Origin of the sequence: Streptomyces aculeolatus (genome assembly GCF_020400605.1) — a bacterium.
GTDB lineage: Bacteria > Actinomycetota > Actinomycetes > Streptomycetales > Streptomycetaceae > Streptomyces > Streptomyces aculeolatus.
In genome coordinates this window covers 374641-392908 of record NZ_JAINRD010000005.1, presented here as the reverse complement: position 1 = coordinate 392908, position 18268 = coordinate 374641, and the positions used below count along the sequence as shown (strand labels likewise).

The 18268-nt window shown below is 73.8% G+C and carries 15 protein-coding genes; 6 read left to right on the top strand and 9 right to left on the bottom strand.

What is annotated here, in order from left to right; translation table 11 throughout:
* Position 1 precedes the first annotated feature (1 nt).
* The 5 genes from LG396_RS12665 to LG396_RS12645 all read right to left on the bottom strand — a co-directional run bounded on the left by LG396_RS12665 (position 2) and on the right by LG396_RS12645 (position 5601).
* Positions 2-604 (bottom strand): TetR/AcrR family transcriptional regulator, encoded by a 603-nt coding sequence (locus LG396_RS12665; protein WP_037743109.1) that lies wholly within the window; start codon positions 602-604, stop codon positions 2-4.
* A gap of 18 nt (positions 605-622) precedes the next feature.
* Positions 623-1906, bottom strand: coding sequence for a hypothetical protein (locus LG396_RS12660; protein ID WP_225794830.1), 1284 nt, complete (start codon positions 1904-1906; stop codon positions 623-625).
* Positions 1906-2358, bottom strand: coding sequence for a cupredoxin domain-containing protein (locus LG396_RS12655; protein ID WP_225794829.1), 453 nt, complete (start codon positions 2356-2358; stop codon positions 1906-1908). Before LG396_RS12655 ends, LG396_RS12660 begins: the two co-directional genes overlap by 1 nt.
* Positions 2355-4589, bottom strand: coding sequence for a right-handed parallel beta-helix repeat-containing protein (locus LG396_RS12650; protein WP_225794828.1), 2235 nt, complete (start codon positions 4587-4589; stop codon positions 2355-2357). Before LG396_RS12650 ends, LG396_RS12655 begins: the two co-directional genes overlap by 4 nt.
* A gap of 109 nt (positions 4590-4698) precedes the next feature.
* Entirely contained in the window at positions 4699-5601 is a 903-nt protein-coding gene (locus tag LG396_RS12645; RefSeq protein ID WP_100298751.1) for a lysozyme, read from the bottom strand.
* A 412-nt stretch (positions 5602-6013) separates the two neighbouring features.
* Here LG396_RS12645 and LG396_RS12640 point away from each other — a divergent pair, with 412 nt between their 5' ends.
* Entirely contained in the window at positions 6014-6517 is a 504-nt protein-coding gene (locus LG396_RS12640) for an HAD domain-containing protein (protein ID WP_225794827.1), read from the top strand.
* A 93-nt stretch (positions 6518-6610) separates the two neighbouring features.
* Here the strand turns inward: LG396_RS12640 and LG396_RS12635 are convergent, their stop codons facing one another.
* Genes LG396_RS12635 through LG396_RS12625 form a run of 3 tightly spaced genes read right to left on the bottom strand, consistent with a single transcriptional unit; the run spans position 6611 to position 11833 of the window.
* The gene (locus LG396_RS12635) at positions 6611-8467 is read right to left on the bottom strand and encodes an ABC transporter ATP-binding protein (protein ID WP_145899718.1); all 1857 of its coding nucleotides are present in this window, start codon (positions 8465-8467) and stop codon (positions 6611-6613) included.
* The gene (locus LG396_RS12630; RefSeq protein WP_225794826.1) at positions 8464-10503 is read right to left on the bottom strand and encodes an ABC transporter ATP-binding protein; all 2040 of its coding nucleotides are present in this window, start codon (positions 10501-10503) and stop codon (positions 8464-8466) included. The genes LG396_RS12635 and LG396_RS12630 overlap by 4 nt, the downstream gene beginning before the upstream one ends.
* Before the next feature lie 34 nt (positions 10504-10537).
* Complete coding sequence (locus LG396_RS12625; RefSeq protein ID WP_037743129.1) at positions 10538-11833, bottom strand: MFS transporter; 1296 nt, start codon at positions 11831-11833, stop codon at positions 10538-10540.
* A 333-nt stretch (positions 11834-12166) separates the two neighbouring features.
* On the opposite strand from LG396_RS12625, the gene LG396_RS12620 reads away from it, so the two are divergent.
* The 4 genes from LG396_RS12620 to LG396_RS12605 all read left to right on the top strand — a co-directional run bounded on the left by LG396_RS12620 (position 12167) and on the right by LG396_RS12605 (position 15647).
* Positions 12167-13408 carry a L,D-transpeptidase gene (locus LG396_RS12620; protein ID WP_225794824.1) on the top strand — a complete coding sequence of 414 codons (1242 nt, stop codon included), beginning with the start codon at positions 12167-12169 and terminating at the stop codon, positions 13406-13408.
* A gap of 111 nt (positions 13409-13519) precedes the next feature.
* Complete coding sequence (locus LG396_RS12615; protein WP_100298746.1) at positions 13520-14287, top strand: enoyl-CoA hydratase/isomerase family protein; 768 nt, start codon at positions 13520-13522, stop codon at positions 14285-14287.
* A 270-nt stretch (positions 14288-14557) separates the two neighbouring features.
* Positions 14558-15133: an ATP-binding protein gene (locus LG396_RS12610; protein ID WP_037743138.1), complete on the top strand. Its 576-nt coding sequence runs from the start codon at positions 14558-14560 to the stop codon at positions 15131-15133.
* Between the two features lie 34 nt (positions 15134-15167).
* Positions 15168-15647 (top strand): PaaI family thioesterase, encoded by a 480-nt coding sequence (locus tag LG396_RS12605; protein WP_037743141.1) that lies wholly within the window; start codon positions 15168-15170, stop codon positions 15645-15647.
* Positions 15648-15667: 20 nt separating this feature from the next.
* Here LG396_RS12605 and LG396_RS12600 read toward each other — a convergent pair whose 3' ends face one another.
* The gene (locus tag LG396_RS12600) at positions 15668-16240 is read right to left on the bottom strand and encodes a TIGR03086 family metal-binding protein (RefSeq protein ID WP_225794823.1); all 573 of its coding nucleotides are present in this window, start codon (positions 16238-16240) and stop codon (positions 15668-15670) included.
* A gap of 213 nt (positions 16241-16453) precedes the next feature.
* Here LG396_RS12600 and LG396_RS12595 point away from each other — a divergent pair, with 213 nt between their 5' ends.
* Positions 16454-18265 carry a sensor histidine kinase gene (locus LG396_RS12595; RefSeq protein ID WP_225794822.1) on the top strand — a complete coding sequence of 604 codons (1812 nt, stop codon included), beginning with the start codon at positions 16454-16456 and terminating at the stop codon, positions 18263-18265.
* Positions 18266-18268 lie beyond the last annotated feature (3 nt).

Sequence of the window (18268 nt, the reverse complement as noted above, 5' to 3'; positions counted from 1 at the left end):
TTCACCCGGGGGCCGACGGCGGATCCAGTGAGCGCGACAGGTACGCGTGCAGCAGCGTGCGGGTCTCCGCCAGGAGGGCCGCGTCGCCCTCCGGGTCGGCGCGGAAGGCCAGTTGGAGCAGCGCGTCGGCCGCCTCCACCGCCACCAGGCAGGAGCGCTGGAGCGAGGCCGTCACCGGCAGGGACAGCCGCTCCGCGAGGATGTCGCAGAGCCGGGCGGCGACCGGGTCGTTGGCCTCGAAGTCGACCTGCGCGAAGCCCGGCACCGTACGCATCATCGCGACGTACTCCGCCAGCATCGAGTCCAGGATGCGCCGCCAGCCGGCCTGCGCGGGCTCGGCGGCCAGCCGGCGGGTGACGCGGCCGGTGAAGTCGTCGAGGTTGCGGGCGGCGAGGGCGTCGGCGAGCGCGCGCTTGTTGGGGAAGAAGCGGTACACGGAGCCGATGGGGACGCCGGCGCGGTCGGCGACGGCGCTGGTCGTCAGCTCCTCGTAGCCGGTCTCGTCGAGGAGTTCGGCGCACGCGTCGAGGATCCGGGCCAGCCGCTCGGCGCTGCGCTGCTGGACGGGGGTGCGGCGGAGGGAGGGGGAGCTCACGTCGTCCATGGTGCCGCACCGCCCGCGCTACGCGGCCAGCAGGAGGGTCAGGCCGCCGACCGTGTAGCAGACCATCAGCGCGAGCAGCGGCAGTTGGCCGGCGACCGCGCGGGCGGCCGGGAAGAGCCGGACGGCGCGGTCGTGGGCGGCGACGACGCCGAGGACGTGGCCGGTGACGACGGCGAGGACCTGGAGCGCGGCGAGGCCGCCGGGGGACAGGAGCGGGTCGGCCGGGGGCGGGTTGTCGGTGCCGGATGCGATCGTGACGGTACGCGGGCCCTCGGTGACGAAGAGCGTGAAGTAGTGGGCGACGAGGTAGCCGAGCGCGATCGGCAGGAGGGAGTGGGCGAAGGCGGACAGCGGGTGGGCGAGGCGCCCGGAGACCAGGCGGACGGCCGCCGCGCAGGCGGCGTACAGGGCGGCGACGAGGGCGACGGCGGCGAGCAGGCCGAGCGTGGCGGTGGCGGTGCGGCCGAGGGACGAGGTCTGCAGGGTGTCGATCCAGGAGGGGGCGGCGGAGAAGCCGTCGTAGGCGGTCGAGCCGAGGAGTACGCACAGGACGGCGGTCAGCCCCGGGAGGGCGGGGGTGGCGTCGAGGCCGGCGAGGGGGGAGCGCAGGACGAGCACGCCGTCGGCGGGGCGGCGGCCGACGGGGGACAGCCGCGCGAGCAGCGCGCTGTACGCCTCGAAGGGGTCGCACTGCGCGAACCAGCGCTCGCCGTGGAGCGCCGCGCCGGTGAGCTGGACGGCGGCGTGGGCGGCGAGGAAGGCCGACAGGGCGGTGGTGGCGGCCGGTTCCGGCGCGGCCAGCTCCAGCCAGGTGAACGCCAGCAGCCCGGCGGCGGCGGGCCGGTGGCCGAGCCACGGGGGCAGCGGCCGGCCGGCGGAAGGGTCGCGGCCCAGGGCGCGGCAGGCGAGGGCGTGGAGCGTACGGAGCGGGTTGAGCAGGCGCCATACGGGGCCGAGGAGGAGGGAGGCGGGGACGAGGCCGACCCACAGGAGCACGTAGACCGCGCCGGGCGCGGGGTTGCGGGCGGGGTCGTCGGGGCCGAGGAGCAGATGGCCGGCGACGAACGCGGCGGCGGCGAGTCCCGCGGCCGCGGCGCTGCGGCGCAGGGCGGGCGAGGCGGCGAGGCGCTGCACGGCGCGGGGCAGGGGGCGGCCGGCGGTGGCGCCGGCGTAGCGGGGTTCGGGCCACAGCAGGCCGAGGGCGAGGAAGGAGACGAGCAGGGCGGCGAAGCCGCCGGCGTAGGCGTAGAAGGCGGGTATCGGCAGGTCCTGGGTGCCGCCGACGCCGTGGGCGAGGGGCATCAGCGCACCATGAGCTGGGTGACGACGAGCCCCGAGCCGTGCGTCTCGACGTCGAACACCCCGGCGCGGTCCGCGGTGAACGCCAGCTCGACGGGCTCGCCCGCGGGCAGGTGCGCGGACTCGTCGTAGCCGTGGACGTGGAGTTCGTCGGCGGTGTCGCTGGTGACGAGGAGTACCACGCGCCCGCCGAGCCCCACCTCGACGCGTCCGGGCGCGGGGGTGACCCTGCCGTCCCGTACGGCGATCTCGACGGTGGTGCCGGCGTCCGAGCCGTTGGCGCCGCGGTCGGGCACGTCGGTGGCGGGCGGGACGGAACCGGTGGCGACCTCGTGGCCGGTGCCGGGTTCGTGGTGGGTGTCGCCGCGGGAGCAGCCGGCGGCGACGAGGACGCCGGCCAGCAGGAGCGCGACGGCGGCCGGACGGGTGGCGGGAGAGAGGGAGCGGCGGCTCATGCGAGGCCGGCCTCCGGGGCGGGACCCCCGGGCCCCGGCCGGGGCCCGGGACCGGCGCCGGGGCGGCCCGGCTCCGGGGGCGTCTTCGGACCTGGCTTCGGACCTGGCTTCGGGTCCGGCACCGGGTGCGTCTCCGTATCCGGTCCGGGCTCCGTTGCGTGCTCCGTCTCCGTCTCCTCCGCCGGACCCGCCGCCGAGCCCGCCACCGGGTCCGCCGCGGGCGCGCGCCTGGCCACCGCGATCACCGCCCAGATCACCCACACCAGCCCCAGCAGGGTCCGCAGCCACGCCGGGCTCAGCGGAATCCACGGGATCAGCAGCACCGACTTGTCGAAGGCGTCCAGCAGGGTCAGCACGCCCATCGCCACCGTGACCCACGTGAACCCCGGCCGCCCCGGCGCCGGTCGGGCCCGCAGCCGCAGTCCGGTCGCCGTCCACCACGCGCCCGTCAGCACCAGTGCGACGACCGGCACCCACGTGTGCGCGTACGAACTCGCGGACCCGACCACGTCGAGCACCAGCCCCGCCGCCCCCGCCACGGCCGCGCCCGCGGCCACCGCGTCGCGCCGCAGCAGCCGCCACCACAGCACCCCGCCGACCAGCCCCAGCACCACCGCCACGGCCAGCGCGATCTGCACCTCGATCCGCTCGATGCCCCGCGCCCCGTACCAGTCGCACCCCGCGGGCAGCTTCCGCGCCTGCACGTCGTACTCCGCGCACACCAGCAGCTGCGCCAGCTTCACCGGCTCGCCGACGATCCGGTCCGAGCCGCCGGAGACGTCGCCCGGCCGCGAGCCGCACTCCGGCAGCGTGCGCGGGTTGCTCGCCCCCGCGTCCTGCTGCCAGCAGTTGCCCTCGCCCTGCCCGTCCCACCACACGTCCGTCTTGTTGGGCCGCTCGTTGCCCGCCCGGTCGACGCCGAGGTGGTTGCCGGCGTAGCGGTTGTGGTGCGAGGTGTCGAGCTGCTTGCCGAGCGCGCCCTCGCCGCGGATGAACGCGGGGACGGCGTTGAGGTAGACCCCCGCGCGCTGGTGCCCGTAGATCCAGTTGTCCTGGTAGACGTTCCAGTTGCCGCCCGCGGTGATGATGCCGGTCCCGGGCGGCATGGATATCTGCGGGCAGACCACGCCCTGCTCGTAGCCGCGTTCCGCGGGCTCCTTGGCGCAGGTGCCGTCGGCGACGTACGGGTAGTAGTTCTGGTTGTTGTCGTGGATGAGGTTCCGCTCGAACTTCGCGTGGTTCTGCGGCAGTCCGGGGTGCCCGGGGAAGGCGCTGTCCATCGAGGCGCCGCCCATGTTGTGGTCGAACTCGTTGTCGTGCACCCAGACGGAGTCGCCCGCGGTGCCGGAGTAGCCGACCATGTTGTGGTGGCTGCGGCAGCCGGTGATCTCGATGGCGTAGCGGTCGACGTCGTAGCCGCGGCCGTCGTTGATGTCGGAGGCGCTGCCCGGGTAGATGCCGGAGTCGCCGTTGCCGTACGACTCGCAGTCGCGGTACAGGCCGTGGTCGGAGGCGAAGGTCAGGAAGCCGTACTCGTCGTTCCACCGGGTGAGCACGTCGTCGATGACGAAGCCGTCCGCGGCCAGCACGTACAGCGAGTTGAAGGTGGAGCGCTGGGCGGTGAAGTTGCGGAAGTAGACGCCGTCGGCGGCGTCCGCGCGGATCACGTTGAGCTTGCGGTACTGGCCGTCGATGACGACGTCGCCGCGGTCGGCGCCGGTGCCCTCGATCTGCAGGTCCCGCTTGCCCATGATCGCGACGAGGTTCTGGTTGTGCGGGCAGCGCTCCTGCTGCGCGTACGACAGGATCTGGTAGCCGAAGTCGGACCGCGGCGCCTTCAGCCGCGCGCACGCGCCCGTGGGCTTGGGCCGGCTGGGTTCCTCCAGGTAGACGCCGGGCAGCACGGCGATGGTCATGCCGGGTGCGTCGACGGCGTCGACGGCCTCCTGCAGGTGCTCGTAGCCGCGGTCGCGGCAGCGCTCGTACAGCCGGAGGTTGCGCTCGCGCAGCGCGGCGGGGAAGTCGGCGACGCGCGCCTCGAAGTCCGCCCGGCCGGGCTTGCAGACCAGCAGGTCGGGCTCCTCGTCGCGGTACGTCGGCACGCTGCCGGTGCCGTCGGGGAACTCGACGGGGCGCTCCTCGTGCGCGGCGGCTGGGGCGGCGGTGAGCAGCAGCGCGCCCAGCGCGAGGAGCGGGAGGAGGGCCGTTCGGAGCTTACGCGTCCACGACATGGCGGAAGAGTAGAGCAACTTTCATCTTTTGTGACCCCTCGGCGCGGGGCCCGTGCGGAAGGGGCCGGCCGTCGCCCGGCCGGCCCCTTCGTCGCATGCGGTCCCCGTACTACGGGGTGTTGTTCGCCAGCGCCAGCAGCCGGTCGCGGCTGCCGTTGAACTTGTCGCGGTCGACGTTGCCGGAGATGCCGCTCACCCGGCCGGTGCTGGTGTACTGCCACACCGTGTAGAAGGGGAAGCCGTTCGGGAGCGACGGGCTGTGCGCGGAGGTCCAGTGCGCGACCCACAGCGGGCTGCGCGACGACATGCCGCTCCAGTTGCCGGTGCAGGTGTTCCACCAGCTCGGGCTGGTGTAGATGACGACGTCACGGCTGGTCCTCGACTTGTACGTGTTGTAGAAGTCGAGGATCCAGTTGCGCATCGCGGTCTGGGAGAGCCCGTAGCACGTCGCGCCGGACGGGTTGGACTCGATGTCCAGCACGCCGGGCAGCGTCAGGTTGTCGCGGGACCAGGCGCCGCCGTTGGAGGCGAAGAAGTTGGCCTGGGTCGCGCCGCTGGAGGAGTTCGGCCGGGCGAAGTGGTACGCGCCGCGGATGACCCCGGCGCGGTACGCGGCCGGGTAGTTGGTGTTGAACGACGGGTCCTTGTAGCTCGTGCCCTCCGTCGCCTTCATCCAGGCGAACTGGATGCCGGCGCTGCGCACCGACGACCAGTTGATGCTGCCCTGCCAGTGCGAGATGTCGATCCCCTGCACGCCGCTGGTGTGGTCCATCGGGCTGATGTCGGGGGACGACTGCTCGGCGTCGACTCCCATGCCCATGTAGGCGTGGCCCAGCGGTACGGGGTTCTTCTTCTTTGCGTCGCTGCCCGCCGCCGGCGAGGATGCGGCCGACGGCGCGGTGAGCCCCGCGACCAGGGCGAGGGATGCGCCGAGTACGACGGCGGCGCCGGCGCGGGTGCGGCCGGCCCGGCGGGAGAAGAGGCGGTGGGTGAGTGATGTGTTCAAGTGCATCGCGGCCTCCTGGCACTCGTGTGCTCTGTGGGGGTGGGGAGAGGCGGTGCTGGTGCTGCGTGTACGGACAGACCGATAATCTGATGCGTACACGACAAAAGTGACGCACAGGAAGGCCTGCCTGAGAAGGGGGGACCGCCACCCTTTATGGTCCAGTCCAGTGACGCGTGCGCTGAGCTGCGGTTACCGGAGAGGAAATCGTCAACTTTCATGGTGTGAAAGCCGAAACGAAGGATAGCATTCCGGTCACTTAACGTGCTAGAGCGGACACGCTGAGTGCCCTGGGTCTTGTCGATGTCCGAACTCGGCACCGAATCGGTCGGTAGCGGTCGAAAGCGGCCGGAGTGGGGAGCCCATGCAACCGCCGACCACATGAGGTGACCACCGGGCGGCCTTGCCCTAACGTGCGGCTGTGACCGACTCCTTACGCCCGCTGCTCTTCCTCGACGTCGACGGCCCCCTCATCCCGTTCGGCCCCACCTGGACCGGCCGCCGCCCCGGCCGCGCGGCGCGGCCGGCGCCCGGCACCGGGAACCCGCTGCTGGCCCGGGTCGAACCGGCCGACGGGCCCCGGCTCGCGGCGCTGCCGTGCGACCTGGTGTGGGCCACGACCTGGCAGGCCGACGCCAACGAGGCCGTCGCCCCGCTCCTCGGCCTGCCGGAGCTGCCGGTGGTCGACATCCCGGAGCCGGACGGGGCGGACGGCCCCGGCGGGTTGCACTGGAAGACCCCGCTGCTGGTCGACTGGGCGGCCGGGCGGCCGTTCGCGTGGGTCGACGACGAGATCACCGCAGCCGACCGCGCCTGGGTCGCCGCGCACCACCCGGCACGCGCGCTGCTGCACCGCGTCGATCCCGGCCGGGGCCTCACCGACGCGGACTTCGCCGCTCTCGACGCCTGGCTGCGCGCCGGGTAGCGGCTGCCGCGCACCGCCCCGCGGCCCGGCCTTGGGGTCTGCCGTTCGGGTCCCGCCGCGAGCCCGGCGAAGCTCCAAAGGGCAGGCCCCGGGTCAGATCGTGCTGTCCTGCCACGCCTGGTGCAGCGCCGCGAAGCGGCCGCGGTCGGCGATCAGGGTGGCCGGGGGGCCGTCCTCCACGACGCGGCCCTGGGACATCACCAGGACCCGGTCCGCGATCTCCACCGTCGACAGGCGGTGGGCGATGACGACCGCGGTGCGCCCGCGCAGCACCGTGTGCATCGCCTCCTGGACCGCCTGTTCCCCCGGGATGTCCAGCGAGGAGGTCGCCTCGTCGAGGATCACCACCGCCGGGTCCGCCAGCAGCGCGCGGGCGAACGCGACCAACTGGCGCTGGCCCGCCGAGATGCGGCCGCCGCGCTTGCGCACGTCGGTGTCGTAGCCGTCCGGGAGCGCGGTGATGAACGCGTGGGCGCCCAGCGCCTTCGCCGCCGCCTCGATCTCCTCGCGGGACGCGTCCGGGCGGCCGATCGCGATGTTCTCCGCCACCGTGCCCGAGAAGAGGAAAGCCTCCTGGGTGACCATCACCACCGCGCGCCGCAGCTCCGCGTTCGCGATCTCCCGCAGGTCCACCCCGTCCAGCAGCACCCGCCCCGCGCTCGGGTCGTAGAACCGCGCGAGCAGCTTGGCGAGGGTCGACTTCCCCGCGCCCGTCGAGCCGACGACCGCGACCGTCTGCCCGGCCGGCACGGTCAGGTCGAAGCGGGGCAGCACCTCGCCGCCCGTACGGTACGAGAAGCCGACCCCCTCGAAGCGCACCTCGCGGCCCGGCAGCGCCTGCGCGGGAGCCGGCAGCGGCCGCGGGTCCGCCGGTTCCGCGACGCCCGGCCGCTGCGCCAGCAGCCCGGCGATCTTCTGCAGCGACGCCGCCGCCGACTGGTAGGAGTTGAGGAACATCCCGAGCCGGTCGATCGGGTCGTACAGCCGTCGCAGGTACAGCACCGCCGCGGCCAGCACGCCCAGCGCGAGGTCGTCCTCCGCCACCCGGTACGCACCCCACAGCACGATCGCCGCCACGAAGAAGTTCGCCGTCAGCCGGGAGCAGACCACGTAGCGGGCCATCTCCAGGATGGAGTCGCCGTTGACCCGCTCGTGGTGCCCGTTGAGCCGGTCGAAGTCCCCGTCGTTCGCGCGCTCCCGGCGGAACGCCTGCACGGGCCGGATGCCGTTCATCGTCTCGACGAACTTCACGATCACCTGGGCGATCGCCGTCGACCGCTTCGTGTAGATCTTGATCGAACGCCGCTGGAAGTTGCGGATCAGCGCGTACAGCGGCACGAACGACAGCAGCGCCGCCCCGCCCAGCCCGAGGTCCAGCCAGAGCAGCAGCGCCGCGATGTACACGACCTGGAGCACGACGACGATCAGCTCCTGCAGCCCCTCGCTCAGCAGCTCGCGCAGCGACTCCACGTCGCTGGTGGAGCGGGAGATGAGCCGGCCGGAGGTGTAGCGGTCGTGGAAGTCGACGTCGAGGACCTGCGCGTGGCGGAAGATGCGGCCGCGCAGGTCGAGCAGCACGTCCTGGTTGATGCGCGCGGCGGCGCGCACGAAGGTGTACTGGAGCAGCCCGGAGGCCAGCGCGCAGATCGCGTACGCGATGCCGACGGCGATCAGCGGGCCGTGGTCGTCGCGCCGCAGCGCGGGCACCGCGTGGTCGATGGCGTACGCGACGAGCAGCGGACCCGCCTGCACCGCGGCCTGCTGCAGCAGGATCAGCGCGGTCGCGGCGGCGACCCGGCGGCGGTGCGGGCGGAGCAGGGAGCCCAGCAGCGAGCGGGACGCGCCTTCGGGCGCGGGCAGCAGGTCCTGGTCGAACGGGTCGGTCCGCGGGCGCGGGCGGTCGTCGTCCGGCTCCTCGCCGCCGGGTCTCTCGGTGACCGTCGCCGTCATCGCTGCTCCCCCTCCTCGCCGTGCGCGGCCCCGGCCGCGTCCTGCGTCCGCTCCTCCGTCACGCCCGCCATCAGCGCGCGGTACTCCGCACTGCCGTGCAGCAGTTCGTCGTGCGTGCCCACCGCCGCGACCCGGCCGCCGGACAGCAGCGCCACCCGGTCCGCGAGCAGCACGGTCGACGGGCGGTGCGCGACCACCAGCGCCGTGGTCGTCGCCAGCACGCGCCGCAGCGCGGCCTCGACCAGCGCCTCGGTGTGCACATCGAGCGCCGACAGCGGGTCGTCGAGCACGAGGAAGCGCGGCCGGCCCACGATCGCCCGGGCCAGCGCGAGGCGCTGACGCTGGCCGCCGGAGAGGCTGAGCCCCTGCTCGCCGACCTCGGTGCGGTGGCCGTCGGGCAGCTGGTGCACGAAGTCGGCCTGCGCGATGTCCAACGCCCGCAGCAGGTCGTGCTCTTCGGCCTCGTACGAGCCCATGAGCACGTTCTCGCCGGCGGTGGCGGAGAAGAGGGTCGGCTCCTCGAACGCCACGGCGACCAGCTCGCGCAGCTCGTCGCGGGGCAGGTCGGTGATGTCGCGGCCGTCGAGGCTGATGCGGCCGGCGGTCGGTTCGTACAGCCGCGGGACGAGCGCGGTGAGCGTCGTCTTGCCGCTGCCGGTGGCGCCGACGAGGGCGAGGGTCTCGCCGGAGCGCACGTGCAGGTCGACGCCGGTGAGTACGGGCTCGGCGTCCGGCCCGGTGTCGGGGTGGCGGAAGACGACGCCGGTGAAGCGGATGCCGTCGGCGGCCGGTGGCGACGGGTCCGGTCCCGGCGCGGACCCGCCGCGCTGGGCCGGGACGGCGGCGGGCGGCCCGGGCGCGGCGGTCCTTGGAGTCCCGGGGGTCTCGGCGGCCTTGGCGGCCTTGGCGGCGTCGGCGGTCCCGGCCGTATCGGCGGCGCCGGCGGTCCTGCGGTCCGCCGCGTCGGCCGGCGGCTCGTCCATCACCTCGAAGTAGCGGTCCGCCGCGGTCGCCGCCTCGTTGCACATCGCCAGCAGGAACCCGATCGACTCCACCGGCCAGCGCAGCGCCATCGCCGTGGACAGGAACGCCACCAGCGTCCCCGCCGACAGGTCGCCGTCCGCGACCTGCACCGTACCCAGCACCAGCGCCGCGCCGATCGCCAGCTCCGGCAGCGTCATTATCAGCGCCCAGATGCCGGCCAGCAGCCGCGCCTTGTGCAGCTCGGTGCCGCGCAGTTCGTGCGTCAGCCGGCGGAACGCCTGCGCCTGGCTGCGGTGCCGGCCGAAGCCCTTGACGATGCGGATGCCGAGCACCGCCTCCTCGACCACCGTCGTCAGGTCGCCGACCTGGTCCTGCGCCCGGCGCGCGGCCCCGAAGAAGCGCCGCTCGAAGGCCGAGCAGAGCGCCACCAGCGGGATCACCGGCGCCAGCAGCACCAGCCCGAGCGTCCACTCCTGGGCCAGCAGGACCGCGCAGCCGACGGCGATGGTGGTGCCGTTGACGACGAGGAACGTCAGCGGGAAGGCCAGGAACATCCGGATCAGCTGGAGGTCCGTCGTGCCGCGGGAGAGCAGCTGGCCGGAGGCCCAGCGGTCGTGGAAGGACACCGGCAGCCGCTGGAGATGCCGGTACAGGCTCGACCGCATCGCCGCCTCCACCCCGGCCAGGGGGCGCGCCACCAGCCAGCGGCGGAAGCCGAACAGCGCCGCCTCCGCGACGCCGAGCGCGAGGATCAGCAGCCCGCCGAGCCAGACGCCCGCCGGGTCGCGGTCGGCCACCGGGCCGTCCACGAGCCACTTGAGCACCAGCGGGATCACCAGACCGATGCACGACGCGACGATCGCCACGCCGGCCGCCGAGAACAGCCGCACCCGCACCGGGCGGACATATGGCCACAGCCGCAGCAGCGAGCGGACCGCCGAGCGGTCCTCCTCGCCGCCCGGCGGCGGTCCTCCGAGGTCGGGGCCGGTACCGGCGGCGGGCGGGGAGTCGGCGGGATCGGGCTCTTCGGTGTGTACGGCGGCGGCAGGCATCGTCACCGAGCCTACGTAAGGGCAGGCTTGCCCCTCACCCGGTTTTCCCGTCTCCTGACCTGCCGGTCATACGTGCATCCGTCCGCGGCGCGTCCCCTTTGAGCCGTTCCCCGCGGATGCCGTCCGCCCTGCGCAGATTGCGTATCGCCGGTACGGACAGCAGCGCGAGCGCCGTCAGCACCGCCAGCACGCCGTTGAACACCAGCACCTCGTGCGCGCCGAACGCCGCCGACGCCGGCCCGGCGAGCGCGTTGCCGACGGGCAGCATGGCGACCGAGCCGGCGATCTCGTACGCGTTCACGCGGCTCAGCGCCGCGGGCGGCACCTGCGTCTGGACGCTCGTCGCCCACATCACGCCCCAGAACGCCAGCGCCGCCCCGGCCACCGCCATCCCCCCGGCGATCGCCGGCACCGGCAACTGCAGCCCCACCGCCGCCGGCTGGGCGCCGAAGCCGAGCGCCGCGACCGCCCCGGCGCGCAGCGGGCGGACCGGGCGCAGCCGCAGCGCGACCAGGCCACCGACGACCATCCCCGCGCCCATGGCGGAGTTCACGGCGCCGTACGCCCCGGCCCCGTAGTCCTCCACCACCCGCGCCGCGACCAGGGGCACCGTCGGGCCCCAGGAGCCGATCATGAAGACCATCCAGATCGCGATGACCGCCCACATCCAGGTGCGGGAGGAGAACTCGCGCCAGCCCTCCGCCAGATCGGCCCGGAACGCCCGCCCGCGCCCGCCCTCCGCGACCCGCTCGGGCGGCGCGTCGTCCGCCGGGCGCGGCGGCAGCCGCAGCAGCGCCAGGCACAGCGCGCTCACGGCGTACGTCCCGGCGTGCGCGACGTACACGCCGCCCGCCGAGGTGAGGCCGACCAGCGCGCCCGCCGCCGCGGGTCCCGCGAGCGTCATCGCCGACTCGGCGGTGCGGATCGAGGCGTTGGCGCCCTGCACGTCGTCCGCGATCCGCGGGATCACCCCGGCGACGCCCGGCTGGAACATCGCCGCGGCGGTGCCGTTCAGCGCGCCGAGCACGCACACCTGCCAGAGCACGACGTGCCCGGAGAGGAAGAGCCCCGCCATCGCGAGCTGCGTGCCGACCCGGGCGAGGTCCGCGCCGATCATCACGGCGCGGGGGTTGAACCGGTCCGCGAACACCCCGCCGAAGATGACGAACCCGGCGAAGCACGCCGTCATCGACGCCATCGCCAGACCGACTGCACCGGCGCCGTACCCGTGCATGATCAGCCCGGCGGCGAGCGCGACGGGCGCCATCATGTCGCCGAGCCTCGCGATGCCGCGGGCGACGAAGAAGAGGCCGAACTCGCGGCTGCGCAAAGGGCGGCGGGGCGGCTCCGGCAGCACCGGCGGGCCGCCGTGCGGGGTGCCGGGGGCGCCCGGCGGGGGCGAGCGCCGCGCCGGGGTCGGTGGGCAGGGGGACGAGGGCGCGGAAGAGGAGGTCATCGGGTTGCAGTGTCACCCGGCGGCCCGCGCGACGCCACTGGATTTACGCGCCGCAAGCGCCTGCGGAGCCCGTACCAGTTGGGACCGAACGGTGACAATCGCGCGGAGTCAGTTTCCGTGTGGCTGGGGATACCTTGAACGCAAAGGCGCGGTGTGACCATGCGCGGGGGAAGTCTGGCTCGGTGTGGCCGAGGGGAGATTGCGGCGTTGAAGGTGGAGCGGATACGAAGGGGACGTACCCGGCACAGCCTGGCGGCGCTGCTGAGCGGCGCCGTGCTCGTCCTGGTGGCGGCGTGCGGGGGGTCCGGCGGCGGGGGCGGCGACGGGGACAAGGGCGGCTCGGGGGGTTCGGGCGGCTCGGGCGGTGACGAGCAGAAGGTCTCGCAGGCGGTCGTCGAGATCTCGCCGAAGGACGGCGCCGACGCGGTCGGCACCGACGGCGAGCTGAAGGTGACCGCGGCCAAGGGCAAGCTCGTCTCCGTGAAGGTGACGGACGAGAAGGGTGCCGAGGTCGAGGGCGAGATCTCCGAGGGCGGGGCCGCGTGGAAGCCGGCCGGCCACCTGCGTACGCAGACCAAGTACAAGGTGCACGCCGTCGCCCAGGACTCCGACGGGCTCGAGGCCGCCAAGGACACCACGTTCACCACCGTCGTGCCGGAGAACACCTTTATCGGCCACTTCACGCCCGAGGACGGCAGCACCGTCGGCGTCGGCATGCCGGTGTCGCTCAACTTCAACCAGCCGATCGCGAACATGGCCGAGGTCGAGGAGGCCATCGAGGTCACCGCCGAGCCCGACGTGGAGATCGAGGGCCACTGGTTCGGCAACCAGCGGCTGGACTTCCGCCCCGAGCAGTACTGGGAGCCCGGCACCGAAGTGACGCTCAGCCTGCGCCTCGACGGCGTCGAGGGCGCGGACGGCGTCTACGGCGAGCAGCACAAGGACGTCGGCTTCGAGATCGGCCGGCGCCAGGTCAGCACCGTCGACGCGGACAGCAAGAAGATGAAGGTCGAGCGCAACGGCGAGGTCGTCAAGACCATCCCGGTGACCACGGGCGCGCCGTCCACGCCGACCTGGAACGGCAAGATGGTGATCACCGAGCAGCTGGAGGTCACCAGGATGGACGGCGACACGGTCGGCTTCGGCGGCGAGTACGACATCAAGGACGTACCGCACGCGCAGCGCCTGTCCACCTCCGGCACGTTCATCCACGGCAACTACTGGTCCGGGCAGGCCACGTTCGGCTCGGCCAACGCCAGCCACGGCTGCATCGGCCTGTACGACGCCCGCGGCGGCGGCGACAAGTCGACGCCCGGCTCCTGGTTCTTCCGCAACTCCCTGATCGGCGACGTGGTCGAGGTCAAGAACGCCAAGGACGAGGTCATCGCCCCGGACAACGGCCTCAACGGCTGGAACATGTCCTGGGAGGAGTGGACGGCGGAGCAGTAACCGAAGACGGCGGCAGCCGTCCGGCCGGTCCGGACGTGCGCCCCGCGGGGCCCGGTGTGTGAGCAACCGCACCGGGCCCCGCGGCGTTAATGAGCGCTAACGTGTGGTGCCATGACTGCATACCTGGAGGTCGCCGAGGGCGTCGGTACGCTGCGCCTGGACCGCCCGCCCATGAACGCCCTGGACATCGCCGTCCAGGACCGGATCCGCGAACTCGCCGCCGAGGCGGCCGGCCGCGACGACGTACGCGCCCTGGTGGTGTGGGGCGGCGAGAAGGTCTTCGCGGCCGGCGCCGACATCAAGGAGATGCAGGCGATGGACCACGCGGCCATGGTCGAGCGTGGCCGCGGGCTGCAGGAGTCCTTCACCGCGCTGGCGAGGGTGCCGAAGCCCGTCGTCGCCGCGGTCAACGGGTACGCCCTGGGCGGCGGCTGCGAGCTGGCGCTCTGCGCCGACATCCGGATCGCCGGCGAGGGGGCGAAGCTGGGGCAGCCGGAGATCCTGCTCGGGCTGATCCCGGGGGCGGGCGGCACGCAGCGGCTCGCCCGGCTGGTCGGGCCCTCCCGGGCCAAGGACCTGATCTTCACGGGCCGGATGGTCAAGGCCGCCGAAGCGTTGACGATCGGGCTCGTCGACCGCGTGGTGCCCGACGCGGAGGTCTACGAGCAGGCGCACGCCTGGGCCGCCCGGCTGGCCAAGGGGCCCGCGATGGCGCTGCGGGCGGCGAAGGAGTCGGTCGACCACGGCCTCGAGGCGGACCTGGAGACGGGGCTCGCGCTGGAGCGGAGCTGGTTCGCGGGGCTGTTCGCCACCGAGGACCGGGAGACCGGGATGCGCAGCTTCGTGGAGAAGGGCCCGGGGAAGGCGGAGTTCCGCTGAGCCCGCCCGGCGGGCCCCGTCGGCGGCGACGCTCCGTGACCACTACCCCCGCCCGGGGGTAGTGGGCGCCGGTTGCAAGACTTCGGTGATTCGGGCGTTTTGGGGTCGCGCCGACGCCGTTCGCCAGGGAATTTGTGCAGCTCAGAGGGGTTCGGTCGGCCCTTCATGGCTCTGGCATATGCCTCTGCGCGCTCACGGAATGTAGGCTTCCGTGGGACTTGTTGGCGCGGAAATGCTCCCAAAGCCGTCCGCCCGCGCCATCATGAGGCCATGGCGGGCCTTGAGGACATCCAGCAACTCCACCGGGAACAGCCGGCGCATCCGGAGCCCCTCGCCGTACGGCGGCCGCGCAGGTCCCTGCTGCGGCCGCTGCCGTCGCCCGCCTACCGGCGCTTCCCCACCGCCCAGGGAGACGAGGGTGAACGGGAGGCCGGCCCCATCGAGGTGTGGGGCAACCCGGCCGTCGGCGAGGTGCGGCTGCCCTCGCGGCCCGAGTCCGCCGGGAGTGCCCGCCGGCTCGCCGAGGCGGTCGTCGTGGGCCACTGGGGGATGTCGCCGCGGTTCGCGGAGCACGCCGTCCTGCTGGTCTCCGAGCTGGTCGGCAACGCCGTACGGCACACCGGGGCGCGCACGTTCGGGCTGCGCATGTCGCGGCGGCGCGGCCGGATCCGGATCGAGGTGCGCGACCCCTCGCGCGCGCTGCCGTGCCTGATGCCCGTACGCGACATGGACACCAGCGGGCGCGGGCTGTTCCTGATCGACCAGGTCGCGGACCGCTGGGGCGTGGACCTGCTGCCGCGCGGCAAGTGCACCTGGGTCGAGCTGAAGGTGCCGGAGCGAGGGTAGGAGCGCAGTTCAACAGCCGTTACCGTGGGGTCACATGACGGACCTCGGGATCGACTTCGCGCAGAAGGTGCTCGACGAGCAGCCGTTCAGCAGGCTGCTCGGCGCCCGGATCACCGCGTTCGCGGACGGCGCCGCGACGCTGGAGGTGGACATCCGCGACGACCTGCGCCAGCAGTTCGGCTACGCGCACGGAGGGCTGCTCGCCTACGCCGCCGACAACGCGCTGACGTTCGCCGCCGGCACGGTCCTGGGCCCGGCCGTCCTCACCGGCGGCTTCTCCGTCCAGTACCTGCGGCCGGCGCGGGACGGCACGCTGCGGGCCGAGGCGTACGTGGTGCACGCGGGGCGGCGCCAGGCGGTCTGCCGCTGCGACATCTACGTGGTCGGGAAGCACACGGGAAGCGCAGCGGACACGGCGGATACGGCAGACGCCGCGGAGGGCGAGGGCGGCGCCGAGCTGTGCGCGGTGGCCCAGGGCACGATCCTCACGGCCCCGCCGCGCACGGACGCGTAGCCCCGAAGCGCCCCAGCGGTTCAGCCCCGGCGCCCGGTCAGCCCCAGCAGCCGCGTCTGGGCGTCCGCGCCCGGCGGCACCGGCACCGGGTCGGCGAAGAGCCCGCTGGCCGCCAGCATCGCGGTCTGCGGCTCGACCTGCTCCAGCGCGAACTCCGCCAGCTCCGGCGGCAGGACGTCGTCCGCGCCGATGCCGCGGGCCAGGTCCCAGGAGTGCACCACGGCGTCGACGGCCATCTCCGTGCAGTACGACTCGGCGGGGCGGTCCCCGTAGCTCAGGTGAACCGTACGGGCCAGGGCGACCGGCTCCGCGAAGGCCGTGCGGGCGTCGGCGGCGGCCGCGTCCCAGGCGGCCACCGGATCGTCGCCGAGCTGATCGCCGTCGTACTCGTCGCCCACCCCCGCGGGGGTGTCCCCGGCGAGCAGCGGCGGCACCCACAACTGCTCGACCGTCATGTGGTTGACGAGATCCCGCACGCTCCAGTCCGTGCACGGCGTGGCCGCGGCCCACTGGTCGGGTCCGACCCGGTGCACGTGCCCGGCGAACAGGTCGAGCGCGGCGGCGTGCAGGGCGAGGGTCTCGTTCTCTGCCATGTGCCCACGGTAAGGCCGGGCACCGACAGCCCGCCCGCCGAGCGGCTCCCGCCCCCGTTCCCGGCTTCACGGCGTCCACGCTGCGTGAGGCTTTCCGCGAGGTTCTCGGCACCTCGTGCATTCGGGTGACCGGGAACCGCTCCCGGAGCGTGACGAGCTGGCTACCGTGGTGCAGGGAGGTGCTGTTCTGCCCGGCTCCTGTGGGGGGATGCGATGGCGACAAGCGGACACGGAGGCGGGCAGTTGCCCCGGCTCCAGCTCGATCAGCTGCTCGACGAGCTGCAACTGCGCATCGACGAGGTGCGCGGCACCCGCGACCGCGTGCACAGCCTGCTGGAGGCGGTGCTGACGGTCGGCAGGGAGCTGGATCTGCGCCAGGTCCTGCGGCGGATCGTGGAGGCAGCGGTGGTGCTCGTCGACGCGGAGTACGGCGCGCTCGGCGTGATCGAACAAGGCGAGCGGCTGGCGCAGTTCATCCCCGTGGGGATCTCGGTCGGGGAGTACGAGGAGATCGGCCCCCTGCCGCGGGGGCACGGCGTGCTCGGCGAGCTGATCCGGCACCCGGAGGCACTGCGGATCCAGGAGCTGCAGGACCACCCGTCCTCGTACGGCTTCCCGGCCAACCACCCGCCGATGCACTCCTTCCTCGGCGTGCCCATCCGGGTCCGCGACGAGGTCTTCGGCAACCTCTACCTGACGGAGAAGCGCGGCGCCAAGGAGTTCGACGGAGAGGACGAGGCGGTCCTGTCGACGCTCGCCGTGGCCGCGGGCGTGGCGATCGAGAACGCCCGGCTGTACGAGGAGGCCCGCCGCCGGCAGCGCTGGATCGAGGCCAGCGGCGAGGTGACCAACACCCTGCTCTCCGGCGCCCAGGAGGAAGAGGTGCTGGGCCTGATGCTCGACCGGGCCCGCAGCATCCTCAGGGCCGACCTCGGCACCGTGGCGCTGCCCGCGGAGGGCGCGGACGAGCTGCGTATCGCGCTCGCCCAGGGCACCGCCGCGGACCTGCTCCAGGGGTGCACGATGCCCATGAAGGGCACGCTGTCCGGCGCCGCCTTCACCAGGGTGGAGCTGGCGATCAGCGAGGACGTGACCGAGGACCCGCGGGTACGCGACAGCGAGCTGCCGGTCAACGGCCTCGGCCCGGCGGTCGCCGTGCCGCTGGGCACCAGCGACGGCCTGCGCGGCGTGCTCCTCGTCGGCCGGGAGGCGGGCGGCGAGCGCTTCGGCCCGGAGGAGACCGACGCCCTCGTGGGCTTCGCCGGACAGGCGGCGGTGGCCATGGAGCTGGCCCAGCGGCGCCGCGACGCCGAGCAGCTCGCGCTCTTCGAGGACCGCGACCGCATCGCACGGGACCTGCACGACCTGGCCATCCAGCGGCTGTTCGCCACCGGCATGACGCTGCAGAGCGCGGTGCGCTTCGTGACGCACGAGGAGGGTACGGAGCGGCTGCTGCGCGCCGTGGACGACCTGGACGAGACGATCAAGATCATCCGTACCACGATTTTCGGCCTGCGCCGCCACGAGCACGGGCCGACCGCTCAGGGGCTGCGGCTGCGTGTGCTGAGCCAGGCCAAGGACTCCGTCGCCACGCTGGGGTTCACGCCGGTGCTGCGCACCGAGGGGCTCCTCGACACCGACGTGCCCGCGCCGGTGGCCGACCACCTCGTGGCGGTGCTCGGCGAGGCGCTGTCCAACGCCGCCCGGCACGCGGGCGCGTCGTCCGTCGAGATCACGGTGATCGCCGGGCAGGGCCTGGTCGCCCTCACGGTGACGGACAACGGGCGCGGCCTGCCGGCCGGCGGGCGGCGCAGCGGGCTGGCGAACATCGCGGAGCGGGCCGGACAGCTCGGCGGCGAGCTGACGCTCGACCCGCCGGCCGGCGGCGGTACGCGCCTGGTGTGGCGGGTGCCGCTGGATCGGCGGGCGGCGCTGGACCCGGGCGGCCGGGCGGAGCAGGAGGACGGGCCGGAGGGCGGCGCGGACGGTGAGGACGGGAGCGCCGCGGGCCCCGGCCGGGGCTGACCG